We start from the raw sequence: 21,295 nt of genomic DNA on the forward strand, positions 1-21,295 counted from the left end.
TTTGTCACATATCGCCGAACTCACCGGTCCTCGTTCGGCGCTGCCCGCGACCGGGTGCCCCCGGACAGACGACAGCACCCCGAACCGGACGGTTCGGGGTGCTGGGTGACGAGGTGTTCGCGGCGCTACTTCGAGCAGGTGCCCCGCACGAGGATGCCGCCGACGAGGACACCGGCGAGGGCGATACCCGCGCCCAATGCGGCCGACGCGAGAACGGTTGTCGTGGACGTTCCCTCGGGCGCCCGCATCCGCGCGGGGGCCGCCGCGGGAACCGGGGCTGCCGCCGCGACACCGGCGACCGCAGGCGCCTCGCCCGCCGCCGCAGCGACCTCGGCCGGTGGGATGCCGTTGGCGATCACGCCGTCGATGCCCTTGAAGAACACCCCGGCCATCTTCTTCGCGACACCGGTGATCATCCGCTGCCCGACGCCGCCGACCATGCCGCCGACGACGGCGTCCGCGTCGTAGCTGAGCAGGGTGCCGCCGTCGCGTTCCTCGAGCCGCACCGTCACGTCGGCCTTCACGGTGCCGGGTGCGCCGGCCCCCGAGGCCGTCATCACGAACGACTGGGGCCGGTTCTGCTGCGACAGAATCACTTCGCCGTCATAGGTGCCCTTGATGGACGCGACGCCCGCGGTGATGGACAACTTGTAGTGGTTGTCGCTGAGCTGCTCGAGGGACTGCACGCCGGGGATGGTCGCCGCGAGGACCTTTCCGTCCTGCAGGTTGTCGTACACGGCCTCCGGTGGGGCCGTCAGTAGGGCGGTGCCGGCGATTCTCATTCGTTCTCCTTGCTCTGTGACGACGCGTGCGCGAGGCGAAGCTCGAACAACTCGGAAGGGGATATCGGCATGGACGTGATCGGGAAGCCTTCCGCGTCCTCGATCGCTGCCGCGATGACGGCGGACGTCGGGATGACGCCCGCCTCTCCTGCGCCCTTCATCCCGAGGGGATTGAGGCCGGAGGGGGTGACGGTGTGGTCCATCTCGAGGGAGTCGGGCATCTCGGTGACGAACGGCATCAGGAAGTCCATGTACGACGCGTTGAGCATCTGGCCGTGCTCGTCGTAGACGATCTTCTCGTACAGCGCGCCGCCGACACCCTGCGCGACGGCGCCCATGACCTGGCCCTCGACGATCCGCGGGTTGATGACGTTGCCGCAGTCATGGATGACGGCGTATCGCCGCACGGTGATCTCGGCCGTCACCGGATCGGTTTCGACGATCGCCGCGTGCACACCGGACGCGAACGTCGACGTCGGCGGCGAGTAGTAGCCGGTGGCCTCGAGTCCGGGCTGTTCACCCTCGCGGACCGGCGGAATCGTCATGTCCGTGTCGGCTTTCGCGAATCCGGTGGCCTGCCGCGACGCGTCGTCGAACGCGTAGCGCAGCGGGTTCGACAGGACGGCGACCACACCCAGCGAGATGGACGTGCCCTCGGCGCCGGGCAGCGTGCCGATCTTGCACACGTGCCCCTCGCGAAGTTCCAGTTCGGCGGGGTCGAGGTTCAGTGCCTCCCCGGCGATGGTGCGGGCCTTGTCCGCGACCATCTGCGCGGCCACGTGAAACGCCGACCCGGACATCACGGCGCCGCGGGACGCGAACGTGCCGACGGCGTAGCCGAATCGGCGGGTGTCGCCGGTGACGATCTCGACGTCGGTGACCGGCACGCCGAGGTCGTCCGCGACGATCTGCGCGAACGCCGTCTGGTGGCCCTGCCCCTGTGTGGTCAGACCCGTTGCGGCCTTGACCTTCCCGGACGTCTCGACGAGAACGTGGGCACCCTCGTACGGTCCGGGTCCGGTGCCCTCGACGTAGGCGCCGATCCCGATGCCCACGGCCCGGCCCTCGGCCTTCGCCTGCTTCTTGTACTCGGCGAACCCGTCCCAGTCGATGAGCTTCTTCAGCTTGTCGATACCGGCCTGGTAGTTGCCGGTGTCGTAGATCAGCGGGCGGCCGTCCTGGAACGTGAGGTGGAAGTCGTACGGCATCTCCTCCGGCCGGATGAAATTGTGCTCGCGGACCTCGATGACATCCTTGCCGAGGTACTTCGCGATGGCGTCCATCGCGCGTTCCATCGCGAACACGGCCTGCGGGCGGCCGGCGCCGCGGTAGGGCGTGACGATGACGGTGTTCGTGTACAGCGAGTACGCGTCCACCCGGAACGATTTCGGCTTGTACGGCCCGAGCACCTGCGTCGATGTGTTCAGCATGACGATGATGCCGTACGGCAGGTAGGCGCCGTTGTCGTGCCAGAACGTGAAGTCGAACGCGAGGAGTGTGCCGTCGTCGTCGAAACCGACGGTCACCTCCTGGATCTGGCCGCGCTCGTGGGCGCTCGACACGAAGTGCTCGCGCCGGTCCTCGACCCATTTGACCTCGCTGGAGATGCCCGCCGTCCCGAGTTGCCGCGCAGCCCAGGTCACCATGACCTCCTCCGGCCACGGGTGCACGATCTTGACACCGAAGCCGCCGCCGACGTCGGGGGCGATGCAGTGGACCTTGTTGTGCGCCATCTTCAGTCGCGCCGCGATCGCCGCGCGCGCCGACGTCGACGTCTGCGTGGACGTCCAGAACGTGAGCGCCTGCTCGTCGGTGTCCCAGCGGGCGTAGACGCCCTTGCCCTCCATCGGCATCGACGCCGACCGCTCGATCTCGAGGTTCAGGGTCAGCCGGTGCGGGGCCTTCGCCAGTTCCGCGTCCACGTCGCCGAACCCGTGCTGCAGGTGCGCCGCCACGTTGTCGGGGACATCCGGGTGCACCGCGTTGTCCGCCTGCCGCGCCACGTCGATGCCCACGACCGGTGCGAGCATCTCGTACGTGACGTCGATCTTGGCGCACGCATCCTCGGCGATGTACCGGCTGTCGGCGACCACCATCGCGATCGCCTCACCGACGTGGTTCACCTCGTCCTTGGCCAGCGGATACCCGTTGCGCGGGGCGGTGATCGCCGGGTGCGGGATGAGCAGCGGCAGATTCTCGGCCATCTCCGGGGAGTCGTCCACCAGGTCGTCGTACGTGTAGATCGCGTGCACGCCGGGCAGATCCAGGGCGGCATCGATGTCGATTCCGGTGATGCGGGCGTGCGCGTGCGGCGATCGGACGAACGCGGCGATGAGCGCGTTGTGGCCGAGGTCGTCGAGGTAGCGTCCGTTGCCGGACAGCAGCCGGGCGTCCTCCGTGCGGGGAATCGGCTTGCCGAACAGCTTCTCGGATTCGACGATCGCCGGTCCGCTTGCCTTGGTGCCCGCCGACTTGGTGCGGGGTTTCGTGACGCTCATGCTCGCCCTGCCCTTCCGCCGACGGGGTTGGTGGTGCCCCGGACCTTCCGATCGAGTGAGGCGCGGGCCGACTCGTCGTCCTTGCCGAGCGGGAATTCGCCCGAGCGCTCACGCTTGATCTCCGCGGCGCGCAGCACGGCGGCCCGGATGTTCTGGTAGCCGGTGCACCGGCAGAGGTTGCCTGCGATCGCGTCGGTCGCCTCCTCCCGGGTCGGCGAGTCGTTCTCCTCGAGGAACGCGGCGATGGTCGTGACGAAACCGGGGGTGCAGAACCCGCACTGCAGACCGTGACAGTCGATGAACGCCTGCTGCACCGGGTGCAGGGTGCCGTCGGGTTCGACGAGTCCCTCGACGGTGGTGACCTCCCGGCCCTCGAGGCTCGCGGCGAGCACCAGGCACGAGCGCACGGGTTTGCCGTCGAGCAGGACGGTGCACGCGCCGCACACCCCGTGCTCGCAGCCGACGTGCGTCCCGGTCTGGCGCAGATGATGCCGGATCGCATCCGACGCGAGCGTGCGCGACGGCAGCAGCACCGTCTGCGTCACCGCGTTGAGCGTGAACGTCACCGCGACGTGCTGTTCGCCCGTGTCTTCCTGCAGTTCGGCGAGTTGATCGTCGATGCTGCGTGTTGCCTTTGCCATGGTCATCTTCCTCCCGCCGACACGTGCACCGCGGCACCGTCGAGCACTGCATCCTGCGCGGCCGCGAACCCGACCCGGGCGGTCAGCGCCGCGACCAGTTGCGACCGGTACCGCGCCGTGGCATGGATGTCGGGTTCGGTGTCGATCCGTTCGCGCGCGAACTCGGACAGATTCCGCCACAACGGGTCCCGGTCGTCCGTCGCCGACGCACCCCGGAGGATGTCCGTGTAGTCGACGACCTCACCGAGCTCGCCGGCCGACACGTACGTCATGTGGGCCTCCGCGACTGCGCCGTCCTCGACCCGGACCTTGGCCGCGACCCCGACGAGGGCGTAGTCGCCGTGCCTGCGGGCGATCTCGTCGATGGCCGACCCGACACCGGGCTCGGCGGCCGGGACCGTGACGCTGGTCGCGATCTCGTCCGGCTCGAGCGTGCTTTCGAGCGGCCCGGCGAACAGGTCGGTCGAGCGGATCTCCCGGACCCCGCGGACCGAACGCACGGTGATCGAACCGCCGAGCAGCGCGAGCACCGCCGGCATCTCCGCGGACGGGTCGGCGTGCACGATGGAGCCGACCGTCGTGCCACGGTTACGGATGGTCGGGTGCGCGACCAGACGCAGCCCGCGGCCGAGCAGCGGCTGCACCCGGGCGGCACCGCGGTCGGCTTCGAGCACCGAGTGGGTGGTCAGGGCGTCGAACGTGACGCCCAGCTCGCGGGACGCCGACACCGCGTCCAGCCGGGGGATCGATCCGATGTCGACGAGGTGCGCCGGTGCGGCCAGCCGCATCGAAAGCAGCGGGATCAGCGACTGCCCGCCCGCGAGCACCTTTCCCTCGTGAGCCACGTCCGCGAGAATCCGACAGGCCTCGTCGATCGACCGAGGTCGGTGATAAGTCAGTGGCGACGGTTTCATTCCTCAGATCCTGCCCGTATCGTACGCTCGACGTTTCGTGAACTAGTGACAAAACTCACCTGCCGACGATGGCAGATCACGTGAGCTGGCCCACCCGGTCGGGCGCCGTTCCGTCGTCCGCGGTGGGCTTCGGATGGTGCCGGCCGGTGCCGACATCGTCTGTGTCGTCGGCGTCCTTCGGGGCGATGACGCGGCACAGGTGGTACATCCCGATCACCACGATCGTGCCGAGGGCGATGCCGCTCAGGGAGAAGCTGTCGCTGAACGTCAGCTCCACGTCACCGATCGCGATGATCAGGCCGGCGGCGATCGGCATCAGGTTGAGCGGGTTGCCGAAGTCGACGCCGTTCTCCTTCCAGATCTTCGCGCCGAGCAGGCCGATGATCCCGTACAGCACCACCGTGATTCCGCCGAGCACGCCGCCGGGGGTCGCGGAGATGACGGCACCGAACTTGGGGGAGAAGCCCAGCAGCATCGCGATCACCCCGGCCGCGGCATACGCGGCGGTCGAGTACACCTTGGTCGCGGCCATGACGCCGATGTTCTCGGCGTACGTCGTCGTCGGGGATCCGCCGACGCTGGTCGCGATGGTGGTGGCCAGGCCGTCGCCGATCAGGGCGCGTCCCATCATCGGGTCGAGGTCGGTCTTGGTGATCTCGGCGACGGCCTTGACGTGGCCGGCGTTCTCCGCGATCAGGGCGATGACACCGGGCAGAACCAGGACGATGAACGTGAGACTGAACGACGGCGCGTGAATGCCCACGATGCCGTTCGCCTCGTCCGAGAACGGTGGCAGCCCGATCCACGAGGCGGAGGAGACGCCGTCCCAGTTGACGCGGAAGTGCTCGGTGACGCCGCCGGCGACCGGGTCGTACGACGTGATCATCCCGGTCGTCACGTCCAGCACCCACGACAGCAGGTAGCCGAACAGCAGCGTCAGGAAGATCGCGACCCGCCCGAGGAATCCGCGCAGCGCGACACTCGCCACCACCAGCAGGACCATCACCGTCAACGCGACCCACTGGTCCTGCGGCCAGTACGTTCCGGCCACCACCGGGGCCAGGTTGAAGCCGATCAGCATGACGACGGCGCCGGTGACCACGGGCGGCAGGATCTTGAACACCACCCCGCCACCGAGGAAGTGGATCAGCACACCGATGCCGGCGAGCACCAGACCGGACACCAGGATCGCGCCCGTCACCTCCGCCGACGTGCCGCCCTGCGCCCGGATGGCGGCGATGCCGCCGACGAACGCGGCCGACGTCCCCAGGTAGCTGGGAATCCGGCCCTTGACGACCAGCAGGAAGAACAGCGTGCAGAAACCCGACATCATCACGGCGAGTTGAGGATTGAGGCCCATGATGATCGGGAACACGAACGTGGCCCCGAACATCGAGACCACGTGCTGCCCGCCGAGTCCGATCGTGCGACCCCAGCTGAGCCGTTCGCTCGGGGCGACGACCTCCCCGGGGGCGATGGTCTTGCCATCTCCGTGCAGTGTCCAGATAGGCATAGGGGGACCTTTCAGACAGGTGACGGTGCAAGGGCGCCGGCGGCGGCTTCTTGCGATGTGCCGCACGTCACAGTTGCACCTCGATAGGAGGGCAACGTTATTACAGCGTCCGCCACCCGGCGTGAGAAGAATCTGCCAGCGCCTGCCCGGCGGATTTGGCAACTTTAGGAATTGATGCCGCGCATCGCCATGATCTTGAGGGCGAGCGACAGGTCGAGGCGCAGTTCGGGGTGATCGGTGAACGACCCGAGCATCTTCTCCAGCTTCACCACCCGGTACCGCAGGGTGTTGTAGTGAAAGTGCAGTTGACGTGCGGTTTCGGCGATGTTGATGTTGGTGGCGAGCAGCACCTCGAGGGTGCGCCGCATGTCCTGCGCCTCGGGGGTGTCGGCCGTCAGCTCACGCAGGGTCTCCTGCGCGAAAGACTCGAGTTCGCGGTCGTCCTCGACGAGGCTCAGCAACCGGTAGACGCCGAGGTCGTCGAAATGCGTCACCGCCCACGCGCCGGTGATCTGCCGCCCCACCTTCAGTGCGGTCCGGGCCTGCCCGTAGAGGGCGGGGATGCCGTCCACCGAGTCCGTCGGCCGGGACACGCCCACCCCGAACGCCCGGCGGCCACCGCCGCCGGCGCCGCGCACGGTGGCGACGAGTTCGTGGACGAGGTTCATCGTGTCGGTGCCGACGCCCATGAGGATCACCGTCTCCGTCGGCAGCGCGGTGACGGCGGCACCCGCATCACGGCCCGCGACGGCGCTGGTGAAGGCTCGCGCCTGCCGTTCGACGAGCGGCATCCGGGTGGGCATCGACGGTTCGTCCTCACCGACCGGGTCGGGCTCGATCACCACGACCACCACGGGACGATCCAGGTCCCAGCCGAACGTCTTGGCGTGTGCGACGACGTGCTCGTGTTCGCCGCCGCGGCCGAGCAGCAGGTCGCGGACGAAGTTGGCGCGGTGTTTCTCCTCCACCGAGGAGACCACCAGTTCGCGGGCCACCACCAGGGCGCACACCGCCGCCGCCTGCTCGACGAGATACAGGTCCTCGCTGTGCAGCAGGTCTCCGGTGCGGAAGTGCACCAGCCGCCCGTGGTCGATGCCGTTGGCCGAGATGGCGGAGACCGCGATGGACTCGTCGCCGAGCCGGTGCAGGCCGAGACCGCCCTCGGTCGAATCGGTGCGGACCCGTCCGGTGGAATCGAGCGCCGCACTCGACGCCAGCCGGCGCAGCTCGGACTCGTCGCCGGCCCGGCACAACTGGCGTCCGTCGGGGGTCGTGATCAGCACGGCCCCGCCCAGGTCACCCGCGACCGCAACCGCGAGTTCGGCGAACCCGCCGCCGGCCATCACGACGTCGACGAGCACTCTGCGCAACCGGTCCGCCTCGAACACGGCGTCGACCTGCTGCGCGGACAACTCCACGAGGGCACCGGACAGCGGATGTTCCTGCGAGGCTGCGACCACGACGACGGGAAGCCCGAGTTCGTCGGCCGCAGCGGTCATCTCGGCCGGCAGCGCCGCGGTGTCGTCGTCGAGCCGCACCGCGAGCCCGGCGACGCCCCGCCGGTCGAGGCGGGTGAGAAACGCGTCGATCGGCTCGACCAGCCGGCCGAGCACCGCGGTCGTGGTGATCAGCAACTGTCCGGTCCGGAGCCACGGCCCGATGTCCGGCACCGCCATCACGGCGACGTTCGACACCTCGCGGGTGGTGCCGGTCGCGCCGGCGACCAGCGTCGGGGAGGCGAGCAGATCGGACGCCAGCACATCGGTGAACGACTGCGGGGGAAGGTCGAGACCCGGCCCGGCATCCCTCGTCGTCACTGCAACACCCTGCTCACCTGATCCGACACTCGCCCCGGACGGCGCGAAAGTGTGACCTTAAGTCCCCACTCGAATGGCGTCAAACGATTGTCACACGGTGCACTCTGCCGGTCTGCCGGTTCCGGCGGGCGCATCGCGGTGAATCGGACCGGTCAGCTGCTGGAGTTCGAGCCCCGACGTGCCCCGGGTCGTCTTCATCATCTCCGCGAGAATCGACACCGCCGTCTCTTCGGGGGTGCGGGCGCCCAGGTCGAGGCCGATCGGCGAATGCAACCGCGCCAGTTCGTCGGCGGTCGTGCCCTGCTCCCGCAACAGCGCGACCCGGCGTTCGTGCGTGGCCCGGCTGCCCATCGCGCCGATGTACGCCGCGTCCGATCGCAGGGCGAGCCGCAGCAGCGGAATGTCGAATTTCTCGTCGTGGGTCAGCACGGCGAGGACGGTCCGGCGGTCGACCGGGGCCGTCTCGAGGAATCGATGCGGCCACATCACGACGACTTCGTCGGCATCCGGGAAACGGGCGCGGGTCGCGAACACGGCGCGGGCGTCGATCACGGTGACGTGGTAGCCGGCGAATGCGCCCAGCGTGCACATGGCCGCGGCGAAGTCGATGGCCCCGAAGACGTACATCCGCGGCGGCGGCGCGAAGATCTCGACCATGCACACCGTCTCCGACTGCAGCTGATATACGACGGACTCACCGGCGTCGAGGCGGCGGCGGACCTCCTCGCCGTCCGAATCGGGCAGGCCGAGGTCGCCAACCGGCCCGTCCTCGGTGATGACGCAGCGCCGGTGTCGCGAACCGTCGCCGGTCTCCGTCACCAACGCAATCAACTCGCCTCGTTGGACGCGCCGCGCCACGTCCGCGAAACCCGGGAAGTCCGTCGGCCCGATGCGCTGCACGAACACCTCGATGGTGCCGCCGCACGTCAGACCGACACCGATGGCGTCGTCGTCGGCCACGCAGAACACCTCGGTGCGGCTCCGTCCGTCGGCCAGCACGTCCCGCGCCGTCTCGTACAGCGCACTCTCGACGCATCCGCCCGACACGCTGCCGAGCACCTCACCGGATGCCGACACGGCCATCGCCGCGCCCGGCGCCCGCGGCGACGACTTCCATGTGCGCACCACCGTGGCGAGCGCGAACGTCTCGCCGCGGTCGAACCACGATTCCAGGCCCGTCAGGATGTCGCGCATCGTCTCGTCCTCCTCGGGGATCTTCGGTAGCTCACGCTAACCGGCGACGCCCCGCCGTCGCGGCACACAAAGCGCCGAAATACCCCGCGGCCGCTTGTGCATTGTCGCCATCGCTATCGATCGGCGAGTCCGCAATTCTCGGACGGTCCCCCTTACCTTTCCAGAGAACCGAGGATCCGCCATGAATCAGTTGCTCAGCGGGATCCGGGTCCTCGACCTCACGCGCGCGCTCGCAGGCCCGCTGTGCACGGCGCTGCTGTCCGATTTCGGCGCCGACATCATCAAGGTCGAGACCCGTTCCGGTGGTGACAGTTCCCGGCAGTGGCCGCCGTTCGACGGCAGCGACAGCCTGTACTTCGCGTCCGTCAATCGCGGCAAACGTTCCGTCGCGCTGGACATGCGCAGCGAACAGGGCCGGAAATTGCTGCGCCGCATCGCCGTCGACGTGGACGTCATCGTGGAGAATTTCCGCCCCGGCGTCCTCGCCGAGATGGGACTCGATCAGGAGTCGCTCGCCGCGGACAATCCCGGCGTGATCGTCATGAGTGTCAGCGGATTCGGCCCGACCGGCCCCGAGCAGTTCTCGCCCGGACTCGACCAGGTCGCGCAGGGCATGTCGGGCCTGATGTCGGTGACCGGCGCGGGCGATCACACCCCGATGCGCGTCGGCATCCCGATCATCGACACGGTGTCCGGTATCTATGCGGCGCTGGGCATCACGGCGGCACTCGTGGCCCGCGGACGCGACGGCGGCGGCCACCACGTGCAGACGTCGCTGCTCGAATCGGCCCTGTCGATCATGTCGTTCCAGGCGCAGGACTATCTGAGCACCGGACGCGTCGCGGAGCCGAACGGAAACACGCATCCCACGATCACGCCGTACGGCACGTTCGACACCGCCGACTTCCCGATCATCATCGCCACCGGTTCGGACCGGCACTGGGAGGCCCTGTGCGGCGTTCTCGGGGACCCCGACCTCGCCGGCCGGCCCGAATACCGCACCGGCCAGTCACGTCTCGCGCACCGGGATCGCCTCACGAAGGAACTGCTCGAACTGCTGTCCGTGCGGCGGGCCGCCGAGTGGGTGACGCTCATTCGTGCGGCGGGCATTCCGTGCGGTCCCGTCCACACGATCGATCAGGCGTTCGCCGACCCGCAGGTGCGGGCCCTGAAGATGGTGCAACCCGTGGCCACCGCGGACGGTGGTGAGGTGCCGCTGGTCCGGGGCCCGTTCTGGGTGGACGACGAGACGCTGCCGATCCGGAACGCGCCACCGATGGCGCTCGGGCAAGACACGGCCGAGGTGCTCGGCGAATTCGGGCTGAGCGAGGACGACATCGAGGGCCTGCGGCGAGACCGGGTGATCTGATCCCGCGGTCGTGGCCGTCTCACAACCGGGCGGCCACGGCCAGCGCGACGTGCTCGCACCACGGCCGCGCGACCACCTGCACACCGATCGGCAACCCGGACTGCGTGTTTCCCACCGGAACGACGACGGACGGCAGTCCCGTGACGCTGATCGCGCGGCAACTCGCCAGGGCCTGAGCCCACGTGAGTGACTGCCCACCGACGTCGAACAGTTCGTCGCCGAGTGGCGGCGCCGGGATCGACGCGACGGGCAGGACGAGGACGTCGCCCATCTCGCCCAGCATCCGGTGCACGAGTTCCGATCGCTGCGCCCACAGTCGCTCGACGAGACGCCGGTCCACATCCCGCGCGGCGGCGAGCATCGCGGTGATGTTCGCCCCGAAGTCGGTGCCTAGTTGTGCGATGTCGGTGTGGGTTTCGGCCGACCGCAGGCCCCCGAACAACTCGTTGCCCTCTGCCAGTGCCGTGCCCTCGTACCTGCGGGCGCCGAGCCGTCCGGCGACATCGGCAACGGCCGCGGCGATCTCCTCGCCGACGGGCACGGTCCCCTCGCCGGGCGCCCACGTGATGTCGAGACGCGAGAGGTCCACCGAGCCCGGGTCGGTCCAGTGGTACTGCCGGGAGGAGACGACCCGCAGCACGAGGGCCGCGTCCTGCAGGGTCCGGGCCATCGGGCCGATCGTCTGCAGCGTGCCGTGCATCGTGGCCGGATTGGTCAGCACGTGATCGCCCGACGGGACGCCGGGATACTGTCCGTCGGGGTCGACCCGGCCGATGGTCGGGCGGACGGACCGCAGTCCCGTGCAGTGGGCGGGCCAGCGCACCGACCCGCCGAAGTCGGTGCCGAGACCGACCACGCTCATCCCGGACGCGATCGCCGCCGCCTCGCCGCCGCTCGAACCCCCGGGAGACCGGGGAACCCCGTCGGGCCGGAGCGGGTTCACGGTGTATCCGAACAGATCGTTGTGCGTGAGGCCGCTGGCCCCGAACTCCGGGGTGTTCGTCTTGCCGACGAGAATCGCGCCGGCCGCCCTCATCGCGGCCACCGCGGGGGCGTCGACGCGCGGCACGTTGTGTTCGAGCGCGCGCGATCCCGCCGTCGTCCGAACACCGGCGGTCGCGATGAGGTCTTTCACCGTGAACGGCACCCCGGCCAGCGGACCGACGTCCTCACCTCGGGAGATCCGGGTGTCGAGGTCGTCGGCGGCCCGGATCGCCTGGTCTTCGGCCACCGTGACCAGCGCGTTCAGCTCCGGGTTCCGGGCCTTGATGTGCGCCAGGTGGTCGGCCAGCACCTCGCTCGCGGACACCTCACGGCGCGTCACGGCGCGGGCGATCGCGTGCGCGTCCGAGCCGACCCAGCTGCCGTCACTACCCCACACATGTCCTCCTCGGCTGGTGCTCAGGGATCGACGCTAGAGGTCCCCGGACCCGCCGCACACGGCCAGTCTGCACAGGAATGCGGGGCCCGGGCTGTGAAGAGTTGATACTTCGCCGCGCTACCGGTTCTGGGAGGATCGGATGATGCTCTCGCCCTGGGTCCGCCTTGCCGTCGCGCTGTTCGCGGTCAGCTGGGGCGCCAACCAGTTCGCCCCGATGCAGCTCGTCTACCGCGAGGAACTCGGTCTCGGGAGCGGTTCGTTCACCGCGATGCTCGCGTCGTATGTCGTCGGGCTGATCCCCGCGCTGCTGTACTTCGGGCGCGTGTCCGACCGGTTCGGCAGGCGGGCGGTGATCCGCCCGATGATCCCCGTCGGCATCGTCTCCTCTCTCGTCCTGATCGCGGGCGCCACCGTCCCCGACCTGCTGTATCTGGGACGGGTGCTGGCCGGGCTTGCCTCCGGCATGGCGTTCGGAGCGGGCACCGCCTGGATGAAGGAACTCAGCTCCACCGCGCCGGCCGGGGCGGGTGCGCGCCGCGCGGCGGTGTCGTTGTCGGCGGGCTTCGGCTGCGGAGCCCTGTTCGCCGGTGTGATCGCACAGTGGCTCCCCGCGCCGGAACTGCTCCCGTACCTGGTTCACGTCGCATTGATGGTCGGTGCCCTCGCCCTGGTGTGGTCGGTGCCCGATGCGCGGGTCCGCGCCACGGACCTCACCGCCAAGCCCCTGTCGGCGCTCGCGACCTCGAGGTTCCGGTGGGGCATCGCACCGTGGGCGCCGTGGGTGTTCGGGGTGGCGACCGTGTCGTTCGCGACGCTTCCGCCGCTCGTGTCCGAGTCGTTGCGCTCCACGTCGGTGGCGTTCACCGGTCTCGTCGCCGCACTGACCCTGCTCACCGGGGCGGTGATCCAGCCGTGGGCCAAACGGTGGTCGCAGCAGGGCGACGCCGCCGGCATCCGAGTCGGCATCATTCTCGGGGTGCTGGGCTTCGGCGCCGCGACCGTGGTCGCGTACACCGGCGGTGCGCTGTCCGTCGCCGCGATCGTCGTCGCGGCCTTCCTGCTCGGATCCTGCTACGGAATCCTGCTCGGTTCCGGCCTCGCGTCCGTCGAGAAGCTCTCGCCGGCAGACGAACTCGCACAGACCGTGGCGGTGTTCTACTGCCTGATCTACGTCGGCTTCGCCGTTCCGTTCGTCATCTCCATGCTCGCCCCGCACATCGGCTACGCCGCCTGTTTCGCCGGGGCGGCGCTGCTGATGCTGATGTCCGTGGCCGTGGGCCGAAAGGCGAAGGATCCGCACCTCACCCACACGTGAGTGGCAAAGTGTGCCCAGGCACGCTTTGCCACTCACCTGGGGTTAGCGGGACCGTACGGGGAGCAGCGGCGGCCACGGCCAGTGCTGCGCGAGGCGACCCCGGGCCCGCAGAAAGCCGAGGCCCAGCACGAGACCGAAGATCAGGTGCCCGATCAGCGACAGAGTTATCGTCGTCGGCGTGAGCGGGAACATGTCGCGCTGACCGCGCGCCGACAGCGCGACCGTGCCGATCAGCCCGGCCCAGACGGGAAACACCGCGAACGTGACGAACGCGAAGAGGACCGTGCGAGCGGACCGGTGCTGGAGGCCGAGCGCGAGGGCGATGAGGAAGAACGCGATGCCGATTCCGCCGCCGTCGCCGAAGTAACGCCACAGGTAGCCGACGATCGCGCCGGTCCGAGTGTCGGTTCCCGAATGCAGCCAGGTGCCCATTTTCGGAATGAAGTCACCCCACAGACCGAGCAGATACACGGTGTCGAGGCGGAAGACGTCATAGGCCAGACACGCGAACATCCCCCAGCCGAGGCCGTGGCCGACGATGCGGTCGACCGGGTGCGGAGCGAACACGCACAACACGGCGAGGGAGGCGGCGAGCGGAATGATCACCAGCGCACCGGTGGTGTTCATCGGCACGACGCCGAACACCTGCGCCGAGATCGCCAGCAGCGGCAGAGACGCGAGCAGCAGGTACAGGCCGATCCGCGCGAAGGTCCAGTGGTGACGGACCGGATTCGGCGGCGGATTCGGCGGCGGATTCGGATGAGACGACGGGCAGGACTGCACCCGGGGGATCGTGTTCGTGGACGTCGGGGACGGTGATGCCGAGGATGCGGGGCATGGGGGGTTCCTTTCGATCGAGGGACTTCGCTTTCCGAGTGGTCGGTTTTCGCGATCCCAGCGTCCGTCGAATCCCTGCCATGCGAAAAGTCCCCCGAGGGGTGGTGATTGCTACCCCTTCACGTGCGTATTACCCGCACCTCGGCACCCATGACGCCCGGCCCGTCGGTACGTCCGGACCCTGATGCAGAAGTTGAGCATGCCCCGAGCCGGCATAACCCTGTTAGCACGGCGTCACGCACCAAGGCGTCAAACGAGAAAACGTACCGTCTCCGACAGCGGTGCACGGTCGATGAGCACGTCGGCGCCTACCACGCCGGTGCGCTCGTAGCCGATAGCCATGCCGCAGAACAACATCAACCCGTCGGACGGCTGAACAGTCTCGTCGACGGTCTCGTGGTACACCGACCACGCCTCCTGAGCGCAGGATGCCAAACCCTCGGCACGCAGCAGCAGCATGATCGTCTGCAGGTACATCCCGAGGTCGGCCCACTGCGCCGAGCCCATGTCGCGGTCGACGTAGCAGAACAGGCCGACGGGGGCGCCGAAGAACTCCCAATTGCGGGAGAACCGGTTTCGGCGCGCCCCACGGTCCTCTCGGGTAATCCCGAGTGCCGCATACAGCTGTTCGCCTGCCGCGAATCGCCGTTCGCGATACGGAGACTTCAGACCCTCGGGATAGATCGGGTACTGCGGGACGTCACCGGCATCGCCTGCGGCGAGCCGTGAAGTCGCGCACGGAACGCCGTGACCGCACCGCTTCGTACACATTCACGAGGACACTCCTTCGATGTGGGGACGATGGGCCTGCAGAAACGTCGCGACCTCACGCTGCAGTTCCGGGCTGCGGACGCCGACATTGTTGATGGTGTAGCGAGTCGCGACGTCACCGGAGCGGTCGTAGAGCGCCTTCGCCGCCTCGGCCGGGGCGCCCTCGACCGCGAACAGCCCGAGCATCTCGTCGTCGATCAGAGTGCCCATGGTGGCCCACCTGTTGTCGTCCGCCGTCTTCGACAGCCGGTTGAGTTCGTCGCCGAGATCGCCCAGGCCGTGCAGGTCGAGGACCGGCCGGTAAGCGGGCGTCGAACCGTAGAACGCGATCTGCCGCCGTACCGCCGTCTTCGATGCCGCCATCTCCTCCTCGGTGTGCCCGGTGACGAGGAAACCGGACGCGATGATCTCGGGGTCGCCCGTCGGCGCCCCCGGCGCACGTCGTCCGCGAGCCAGCGCGGGGAGCGTCACCTCCCGCACGTAGCGGTCGGTGGTGAAGGGATGCAACAGGATTCCGTCGGCGACCCGGCCCGCGGTCTCCGTCATCTTCTCACCGACGGCGGCGAGCAGCACCTCCGGTGCCAGCTGCTCGGTGGGCGGCGTGAACATCGGGGTCATCAGGGTGTGCGTGTAGAAATCGCCGCGGAAGTCCAGCTTCTCCCCGGTGGCCCACGACTCCCAGATCGCCCGCATCGCGCAGACGAACTCGGCCATCCGCGGGGCGGGCGTGCTCCACGGCATCGAGAACCGCTTCTCGATGTGCGGCTTGATCTGGCTGCCGAGACCGAGCGAGAGCCGGCCGCCGCTGTAGTCCTGCAGGGCCCGGCCCTGCACCGCGAGGGTCATCGGCGTCCGCGCGAACGCCACGACGATGTTGGTCAGCAGGTCGACGCGCGTGGTCACCCCCGCCGCGATCGTCAGATGCAGAATCGGATCCGACGTGACCTCACTGAACGAAACGCCGTCGAAGCCGCTCGCCTCGGCCCCCCGGGCCATGTCCGCGACGTCGGCGAGCGCGCCAGTCGGCGAAGACAGCGGTAGAACGACCTTCATGCGCACTCCTGCGGGTCACGACCTCACGGTCGGCTCGATAGTCGGAGTATAGCGATCGCTAAGTAGAACACAAGGTCATGGGCACGAGTAGGCACTTCAAAATCAGTGATGCGCGGCGAGTCGAGGGAACAGCCGGTGGGCGTTGCCGGTGGTCACCGAGCGCCAGGTGTCGACGGAGGCGAGTTGCCGGGCCGTCGCGTCGGCGGGAGTCCAGCAGTAGTCGCTGCCGTAGAGGACGTGATCGGCTCCGAATGCGGCGGTCAGGGCCGGGATCTGGTGCGGCAATGGGGTGCCGGCCAGGTCGAACCACAACCGGCGCAGCTGATCCGGCACGGGAGGGACGTTCGGGTCGTGTCCCGGGAGCAGACCACGGAACAGTTCCATCCGCTCCGCGAGCAAGGGTAGGGCGCCGCCGCCGTGGGTAAAGATCCATTCGATGTCGGGATGCCGCATCAGGACTCCGGTGAAGACCAGGTCGCTGACGGTTCGGGCCGAGTCGAAGAGGAACTCGAGCATGGGCCGCGGACGCCCGAGCGACACTGCCTCGTGGCCGGGCGGCGAGGTGGGGTGGACGAAGACGACGGCCCGGCGACGGTCGAGTTCGGCCCAGACCGGTTCGAAGCGTTGGTCGCCGAGGTAGTGGCCGCGGGTGTTAGTTTCGACGGCGACCCCGTCGGCGCCCAGAACATCGAGTGCATAGTCGATTTCGGCGAGCGCGCCGTCGACATCGGGCAGGGGAACGCTCGCGAAATGGCCGAACCGTCCGGGGTGCCGGCGCACCAGGTCGGCGGCGTACTCGTTGACCTCGTGGGAGAGGTCCCGGGCGGCACGGTCGTCACCGAAATGCGTCCCGGGCGACGACACGGACAGCATCGCGGTGCCGATGCCGCCCTCGTCCATCAGGGCGAGGGCGGCCGGCCACGTTCCAATTCGGCCAGCCCGGCATGCCGTCCGGCTGGTGGTGCCCGGCGGCCCGGGCCGCGGCGATGTAGCGGTCGGTGACGAAATGGGCGTGCACGTCGACCAGCGCCGGTGCGCCGGTGCTCGTCACGGTTCCACCTTTCGGGGAATGAACCGGGTGAAGTAGTACAGCGATGCGGAGTCGTCGACGGTGTCGCTGCCGACGACCTTCTCGATCGGTACGCCCTGCAGTAACCGTTTGATCGGCACCTCGAGCTTCTTCCCGGTCCGGGTGTGCGGGATGGCGGGAACGGCGATGATCTCGTCGGGGACGTGGCGGGGCGAGGCCTGGGTCCGGACGGCGGTGACGATGCGCGCACGGAGTTCGTCGTCCAGGTCGGCGCCGTCGGCGAGGACCACGAACAGCGGCATCCAGTAGCCGCCGTCGGCGAGTTCCGCGCCGATCACCAGCGCCTCCCGGACCTCCGGGAGATCCTCGACGACGTCGTAGATGTCTGCGCTGCCCAAGCGCACTCCCTGCCGGTTGAGGGTGGAATCGGACCGGCCGGAGATGACGACGCTGCCGCGCGCGGTGACGGTGACCCAGTCCCCGTGCCGCCACACGCCGGGATACGTGCCGAAGTACGCGTCGCGACAGCGGGTGCCGTCGGGGTCGTTCCAGAAGTAGATCGGCATCGACGGCATCGGTGTGGTGACGACGAGTTCCCCGACCTCGTCGACGACCGGGGCGCCGTCGGCATCCCACGCGGCGAGCGCCACCCCCAGCAGTGGTGCGGAGATCTCGCCCGGCCACACCGCCGTCGTGGGGGCGCTGCCCGCGAAGCCACTGACGACGTCGGTGCCACCGCTCGTCGAGGCGACCTGTACGCGGTCACCGACGTGGTCGCGGACCCAGTGATAGGACTGCGGCGGCAGGGGTGCGCCGGTGGATCCGATGAGACGCAGCGTGCGCAGGTCCAGGTCGCGACCGGGTTCGAGACCGGCCTTCGCGGAACCGAGCAGGTAGCCGGGACTCAGTCCGAGGACGCCGACGCGGTGCTCGGCGGCGATGTCCCACAGCCGCTGCGGATCCGGGTGGGATGGGCTGCCGTCGTAGAGAACGATGGTGGCGCCGACCAGAAGACCCGAGACGACCATGTTCCACATCATCCAGTTGGTGGTGGTGTACCAGAAGAATCGCTCCCCGGCTCGAAGGTCGTTGTGCAATCCCAGCAGTTTGTGGTGGTCGAGGATCACGCCGCCGTGTCCGTGCACGATCCCCTTCGGCAGTCCGGTCGTGCCCGAGGAGAACAGCACCCACAGGGGCGCGTCGAAATCGACACGCACGAAGTCCGGTTCGGCGTCGACGGCAGTCACCTCCTCCCAGGGCACGTGCTGTGCGTCGTCGGGCAGTCCGAGCACGGGGACCCGCACCGTTCTGCGGAGGGTGGGCAGTTGCCGAACGAGGTCGGCGACTGCACCGCGGCGGTCGTGGACGCGACCGTTCCACCGGTATCCGTCGGCGGCGATGAGGATCACCGGGTCGAGTTGGGCGAACCGGGCCGAGGCACCGGACGCCCCGTAGTCCTGGCCGCATGCGGACCACACCGCTCCGATACCGGCCGTGGCGAGGAACGCGACGACACCGTGAAAGGTGTTGGGAAGATACCCGACGACGCGATCGCCCACCCCGACACCCTGCTCGCGCAGCCACGCCGCGACGGCGGCGACCTGCCGGCGCAGCTGTGCCCAGCTGATCTCGGTGGTGCCGCCGTCCTCGGCGATGGAGATGATCGCAGCCTCGGGTGAGTCACCCTGACGCAGTGCGTGTTCGGTGTAGTTGAGCCGGGTCCCGGGGAACCACCGGGCGCCCGGCATGACGGCGTCGGCGAGCACCTCACCGGCGTCGCCGTCGGCGACGATGTCGAAGAAGTCCCACACCGCCGACCAGAAGGCGGACGGTTCCTCGACGGAGAAGTTCCAGAGGTCGTGGTAGTCCGGGTAGGCCGCGCCGGTGCGGGCGGCGGCGAACTCGGCGAACTCGGTGATCCGTGCCCGCGACACCTGCGCGGGGTCCGGCGTCCAGATCGGTTCCGGTGCAGTGCCGGTGGTGGTCGAAAGGGTAGTCATCCCAGTCCTTGCGATGCTCGTGGGTGCGGTCAGGGCGCGATCATGGTATTGCGGAGGGTGCCGACGCCTTCGACCCAACTGGTGAGGACGTCGCCGGGCCGCAGGAACTTCGGGGGCTTGCGGGCTCCGCCGACACCCGAGGGAGTGCCGGTGAAGATCAGGTCGCCGGGCAGCAGCGGGCACACGGCCGACAGGTGGGCGACCAGTTGGGGAATCGTGAAGATCAGATCCGAGGTGCGGCCCTTCTGCAGGACCTCGCCGCTGTCTAGTGCGCAGCCGATCTCGAGATCGTCCCGGTCGGGCAGTTCGTCGACGGTCACCAGTTCGGGTCCGGTAGGCGCGAACCCGCGGTACGACTTCCCGAGGGAGAACTGCGGCGCCGGTCCGGCCAGTTGCAATCCCCGTCCGGACAGGTCCTGGCCGACGGTCACTCCGGCGATGTGGTCCCATGCGTCGGCGGCGTCGACGTAGTCGCATCGGGTACCGACGACGGCGACGAGTTCGACCTCCCAGTCGACGGTGTCGGCGGGCAGGGCGACGGACTGGTCGTGCCCGGTCAGGCTGGTGGGAAACTTCGTGAACACCGGAGGAACGGTGGGGCTTTCGAGCCCCGATTCGGCGGCGTGGTCGTGGTAGTTGAGGCCGATGGCGAACACCTGCCGCGGCCGGGGCACCGGCGGACCCCACACCGTCTGTTCGGTCGTTCCGATCACCGGGTGGCTGCTGGTGTCCAGGCGCGCCGCCCAGTTCGTGAACTCCGCCCAGACGTCGTAGACGGCCTGCGGGTCTGCGCCGAAGGCTCCGCCACTGGCCTCTTCGACGTCGATGTAGCCGGTCCCGGCCGCGAGGGCGAGCCGGCCGTCGATGTTGGCGATTCTCATGTCTGTACTCCTTGCTGTGTTTTCGGGAAGATAGTGGGGGTCTCAGACCTCGGCCGGGGCGGTCGCGATCGTCGGCGCGGGCGCGTGGCGGCGACCGGTGAGAACGACGAGACTGAGCAGCGACGCGAACACGGCGATTCCGGCGAAGACCGAGAAGTTGGCCAGTGCAGGGAGTCCCGCGAGAACTCCACCGAGAATCGGTCCGCACACGCCGCCGATCCGGCCGATGCCCCCGATGAATCCGAGAGCGCTGCCGCGCACGGTCGCCGGGAAGTGAAGTGCGGCGAACCCGTACACGACGGGCTGGATGCCGACCGTGCCGGCGCCGGCGAGGAACAGGGACAGGTAGAGGATCGGTTGCGGCAGAGGCATCGAGAGTCCGAAGATGGCGACCGCGCCGATCGCGAAGCCGGCAATGGTGATGCGGCGTCCGCCCATCCGGTCCGCGGCCCAGGATCCGGTCGCGCTGCCGCCCATCGCTCCGATGCTGAAGATGATCAGGAACACGAGCGAGGAGCCGAGGGAATACCCGGACGACTTCATGATCTGTGGCAACCAGGTGAGCAGTCCGTACGACAGGACCTGGCAGCAACCGGTGACCAGGACGAAACCAGCGAGCGCCCGTGCGCCGCCGTCACCGAGCAGCGTGCGCATCGAGACGCCCACGTTCGGCCGGGGGACAGTGGTGGAAACGGTGCTGTCCGGTGCCCACGTCCGCAGCTTCGCCGCCCCGATCGGCACGACAGTCAGCAGCGGGATCACCCCACCGATGAGGAACACCGCCCGCCAGCCGCCGCCCTCGAGGAAGGCCAGCGCACTGAGCGCCGCCACGACGCCGCCGACCGGAAGTCCGGTCAACATCACCCCGTTGAGGAAGTTCCGCCTGTCGTGCGGCGCGACGCTCATCGTCAGTGCGATGGCCGCCGGGCCCAGGCCTCCCAGGCCGAGTCCCGCGACGAAGCGGGCGACGCCCAGGAGTTCCGCGGAAGGGGCAGCGGCGCAGAGGATCATGCCGACCGAGAACCATGTGACGCAGGCCAGGAAGAGGCGGCGCGAACCGAAGCGGTCGGCAAGCACCCCGGCCGCGATCGACCCGAGGCACATGCCCGCGATGGCGGTGCCGGCGATCACGCCGATCCGGGCCGGGGTGAGTCCCCAGTCCGGATCGGCGAGCAGGTCCGGGATCGCGGCACCGAAGATCGCGAGGTCGTAGCCGTCGGCGGAGATCGCGATGAAGGCGAGGACCGCGACGCTGACGAAGGCGGGCACGCGCAGGCGTGGAGTGGTGGTCATGGGGTC

18 protein-coding genes are annotated in these 21,295 nt (G+C 68.9%); 2 read left to right on the forward strand and 16 right to left on the reverse strand.

The genetic code is table 11. The features are described from left to right. Window positions 1–125: 125 nt before the first annotated feature. From ROP_RS16190 to ROP_RS16220, 7 genes are all read right to left on the reverse strand, one after another. Window positions 126–782, reverse strand: coding sequence for an SRPBCC family protein (locus ROP_RS16190; protein WP_012690479.1), 657 nt, complete (start codon window positions 780–782; stop codon window positions 126–128). Next, window positions 779–3,280 (reverse strand): aerobic carbon-monoxide dehydrogenase large subunit, encoded by a 2,502-nt coding sequence (gene cutA / locus ROP_RS16195; RefSeq protein WP_012690480.1) that lies wholly within the window; start codon window positions 3,278–3,280, stop codon window positions 779–781. Before cutA ends, ROP_RS16190 begins: the two co-directional genes overlap by 4 nt. Further along, window positions 3,277–3,927, reverse strand: coding sequence for a (2Fe-2S)-binding protein (locus tag ROP_RS16200; RefSeq protein ID WP_012690481.1), 651 nt, complete (start codon window positions 3,925–3,927; stop codon window positions 3,277–3,279). The genes cutA and ROP_RS16200 overlap by 4 nt, the downstream gene beginning before the upstream one ends. After that, window positions 3,924–4,835, reverse strand: a complete 912-nt coding sequence (locus ROP_RS16205) for an FAD binding domain-containing protein (RefSeq protein ID WP_012690482.1) — start codon at window positions 4,833–4,835, stop codon at window positions 3,924–3,926. The genes ROP_RS16200 and ROP_RS16205 overlap by 4 nt, the downstream gene beginning before the upstream one ends. Window positions 4,836–4,911: 76 nt before the next feature. After that, window positions 4,912–6,348 carry a uracil-xanthine permease family protein gene (locus ROP_RS16210; protein ID WP_012690483.1) on the reverse strand — a complete coding sequence of 479 codons (1,437 nt, stop codon included), beginning with the start codon at window positions 6,346–6,348 and terminating at the stop codon, window positions 4,912–4,914. Window positions 6,349–6,512: 164 nt separating this feature from the next. After that, window positions 6,513–8,165, reverse strand: a complete 1,653-nt coding sequence (locus tag ROP_RS16215) for a PucR family transcriptional regulator (protein ID WP_012690484.1) — start codon at window positions 8,163–8,165, stop codon at window positions 6,513–6,515. 90 nt (window positions 8,166–8,255) lie between these two features. Next, the gene (locus ROP_RS16220) at window positions 8,256–9,359 is read right to left on the reverse strand and encodes an XdhC family protein (protein WP_012690485.1); all 1,104 of its coding nucleotides are present in this window, start codon (window positions 9,357–9,359) and stop codon (window positions 8,256–8,258) included. Between the two features lie 181 nt (window positions 9,360–9,540). Here ROP_RS16220 and ROP_RS16225 point away from each other — a divergent pair, with 181 nt between their 5' ends. Then, entirely contained in the window at window positions 9,541–10,728 is a 1,188-nt protein-coding gene (locus ROP_RS16225) for a CaiB/BaiF CoA transferase family protein (protein WP_012690486.1), read from the forward strand. Window positions 10,729–10,747: 19 nt separating this feature from the next. On the opposite strand, the gene ROP_RS16230 is transcribed toward ROP_RS16225, so the two are convergent. After that, on the reverse strand, window positions 10,748–12,109 hold the full coding sequence (locus ROP_RS16230; RefSeq protein ID WP_012690487.1) for an amidase: 1,362 nt from the start codon (window positions 12,107–12,109) through the stop codon (window positions 10,748–10,750). A gap of 142 nt (window positions 12,110–12,251) precedes the next feature. Between ROP_RS16230 and ROP_RS16235 the strand changes: the two genes are divergently transcribed. Beyond that, window positions 12,252–13,424: an MFS transporter gene (locus ROP_RS16235; protein ID WP_043826620.1), complete on the forward strand. Its 1,173-nt coding sequence runs from the start codon at window positions 12,252–12,254 to the stop codon at window positions 13,422–13,424. Between the two features lie 42 nt (window positions 13,425–13,466). Here ROP_RS16235 and ROP_RS16240 read toward each other — a convergent pair whose 3' ends face one another. The 8 genes from ROP_RS16240 to ROP_RS16270 form a co-directional block, all read right to left on the reverse strand. After that, complete coding sequence (locus ROP_RS16240) at window positions 13,467–14,207, reverse strand: hypothetical protein (protein ID WP_012690489.1); 741 nt, start codon at window positions 14,205–14,207, stop codon at window positions 13,467–13,469. A 303-nt stretch (window positions 14,208–14,510) separates the two neighbouring features. Further along, window positions 14,511–15,032 (reverse strand): nitroreductase family protein, encoded by a 522-nt coding sequence (locus ROP_RS16245; RefSeq protein ID WP_012690490.1) that lies wholly within the window; start codon window positions 15,030–15,032, stop codon window positions 14,511–14,513. Then, on the reverse strand, window positions 15,033–16,085 hold the full coding sequence (locus ROP_RS16250; protein ID WP_012690491.1) for a TIGR03617 family F420-dependent LLM class oxidoreductase: 1,053 nt from the start codon (window positions 16,083–16,085) through the stop codon (window positions 15,033–15,035). 102 nt (window positions 16,086–16,187) lie between these two features. Continuing rightward, window positions 16,188–16,985: an amidohydrolase family protein gene (locus ROP_RS16255; RefSeq protein ID WP_012690492.1), complete on the reverse strand. Its 798-nt coding sequence runs from the start codon at window positions 16,983–16,985 to the stop codon at window positions 16,188–16,190. Continuing rightward, window positions 16,921–17,136 carry a hypothetical protein gene (locus ROP_RS43830; protein ID WP_197535756.1) on the reverse strand — a complete coding sequence of 72 codons (216 nt, stop codon included), beginning with the start codon at window positions 17,134–17,136 and terminating at the stop codon, window positions 16,921–16,923. Before ROP_RS43830 ends, ROP_RS16255 begins: the two co-directional genes overlap by 65 nt. Next, a complete protein-coding gene (locus ROP_RS16260; RefSeq protein ID WP_012690493.1) occupies window positions 17,133–19,115 on the reverse strand; it encodes an acetoacetate--CoA ligase in 1,983 nt (660 codons plus the stop codon). The genes ROP_RS43830 and ROP_RS16260 overlap by 4 nt, the downstream gene beginning before the upstream one ends. 29 nt (window positions 19,116–19,144) lie before the next feature. Beyond that, window positions 19,145–19,996 carry a fumarylacetoacetate hydrolase family protein gene (locus ROP_RS16265; protein WP_012690494.1) on the reverse strand — a complete coding sequence of 284 codons (852 nt, stop codon included), beginning with the start codon at window positions 19,994–19,996 and terminating at the stop codon, window positions 19,145–19,147. A gap of 42 nt (window positions 19,997–20,038) precedes the next feature. Further along, window positions 20,039–21,289, reverse strand: a complete 1,251-nt coding sequence (locus tag ROP_RS16270; protein ID WP_012690495.1) for an MFS transporter — start codon at window positions 21,287–21,289, stop codon at window positions 20,039–20,041. Between the last annotated feature and the right edge of the window lie 6 nt (window positions 21,290–21,295).

Origin of the sequence: Rhodococcus opacus B4, assembly GCF_000010805.1 — a bacterium.
GTDB classification, from domain to species: domain Bacteria; phylum Actinomycetota; class Actinomycetes; order Mycobacteriales; family Mycobacteriaceae; genus Rhodococcus_F; species Rhodococcus_F opacus_C.

Coding starts and splice junctions, on each gene's coding strand:
- ROP_RS16190 (WP_012690479.1), bottom strand. CDS start 782: ATGAGAATCGCCGGCACCGCCCTACTGACGGCCCCACCGGAGGCCGTG.
- cutA (WP_012690480.1), bottom strand. CDS start 3,280: ATGAGCGTCACGAAACCCCGCACCAAGTCGGCGGGCACCAAGGCAAGC.
- ROP_RS16200 (WP_012690481.1), bottom strand. CDS start 3,927: ATGACCATGGCAAAGGCAACACGCAGCATCGACGATCAACTCGCCGAA.
- ROP_RS16205 (WP_012690482.1), bottom strand. CDS start 4,835: ATGAAACCGTCGCCACTGACTTATCACCGACCTCGGTCGATCGACGAG.
- ROP_RS16210 (WP_012690483.1), bottom strand. CDS start 6,348: ATGCCTATCTGGACACTGCACGGAGATGGCAAGACCATCGCCCCCGGG.
- ROP_RS16220 (WP_012690485.1), bottom strand. CDS start 9,359: ATGCGCGACATCCTGACGGGCCTGGAATCGTGGTTCGACCGCGGCGAG.
- ROP_RS16225 (WP_012690486.1), top strand. CDS start 9,541: ATGAATCAGTTGCTCAGCGGGATCCGGGTCCTCGACCTCACGCGCGCG.
- ROP_RS16235 (WP_043826620.1), top strand. CDS start 12,252: ATGCTCTCGCCCTGGGTCCGCCTTGCCGTCGCGCTGTTCGCGGTCAGC.
- ROP_RS16245 (WP_012690490.1), bottom strand. CDS start 15,032: ATGTGTACGAAGCGGTGCGGTCACGGCGTTCCGTGCGCGACTTCACGG.
- ROP_RS16250 (WP_012690491.1), bottom strand. CDS start 16,085: ATGAAGGTCGTTCTACCGCTGTCTTCGCCGACTGGCGCGCTCGCCGAC.
- ROP_RS16255 (WP_012690492.1), bottom strand. CDS start 16,985: ATGGACGAGGGCGGCATCGGCACCGCGATGCTGTCCGTGTCGTCGCCC.
- ROP_RS16260 (WP_012690493.1), bottom strand. CDS start 19,115: ATGACTACCCTTTCGACCACCACCGGCACTGCACCGGAACCGATCTGG.
- ROP_RS16265 (WP_012690494.1), bottom strand. CDS start 19,996: ATGAGAATCGCCAACATCGACGGCCGGCTCGCCCTCGCGGCCGGGACC.
- ROP_RS16270 (WP_012690495.1), bottom strand. CDS start 21,289: ATGACCACCACTCCACGCCTGCGCGTGCCCGCCTTCGTCAGCGTCGCG.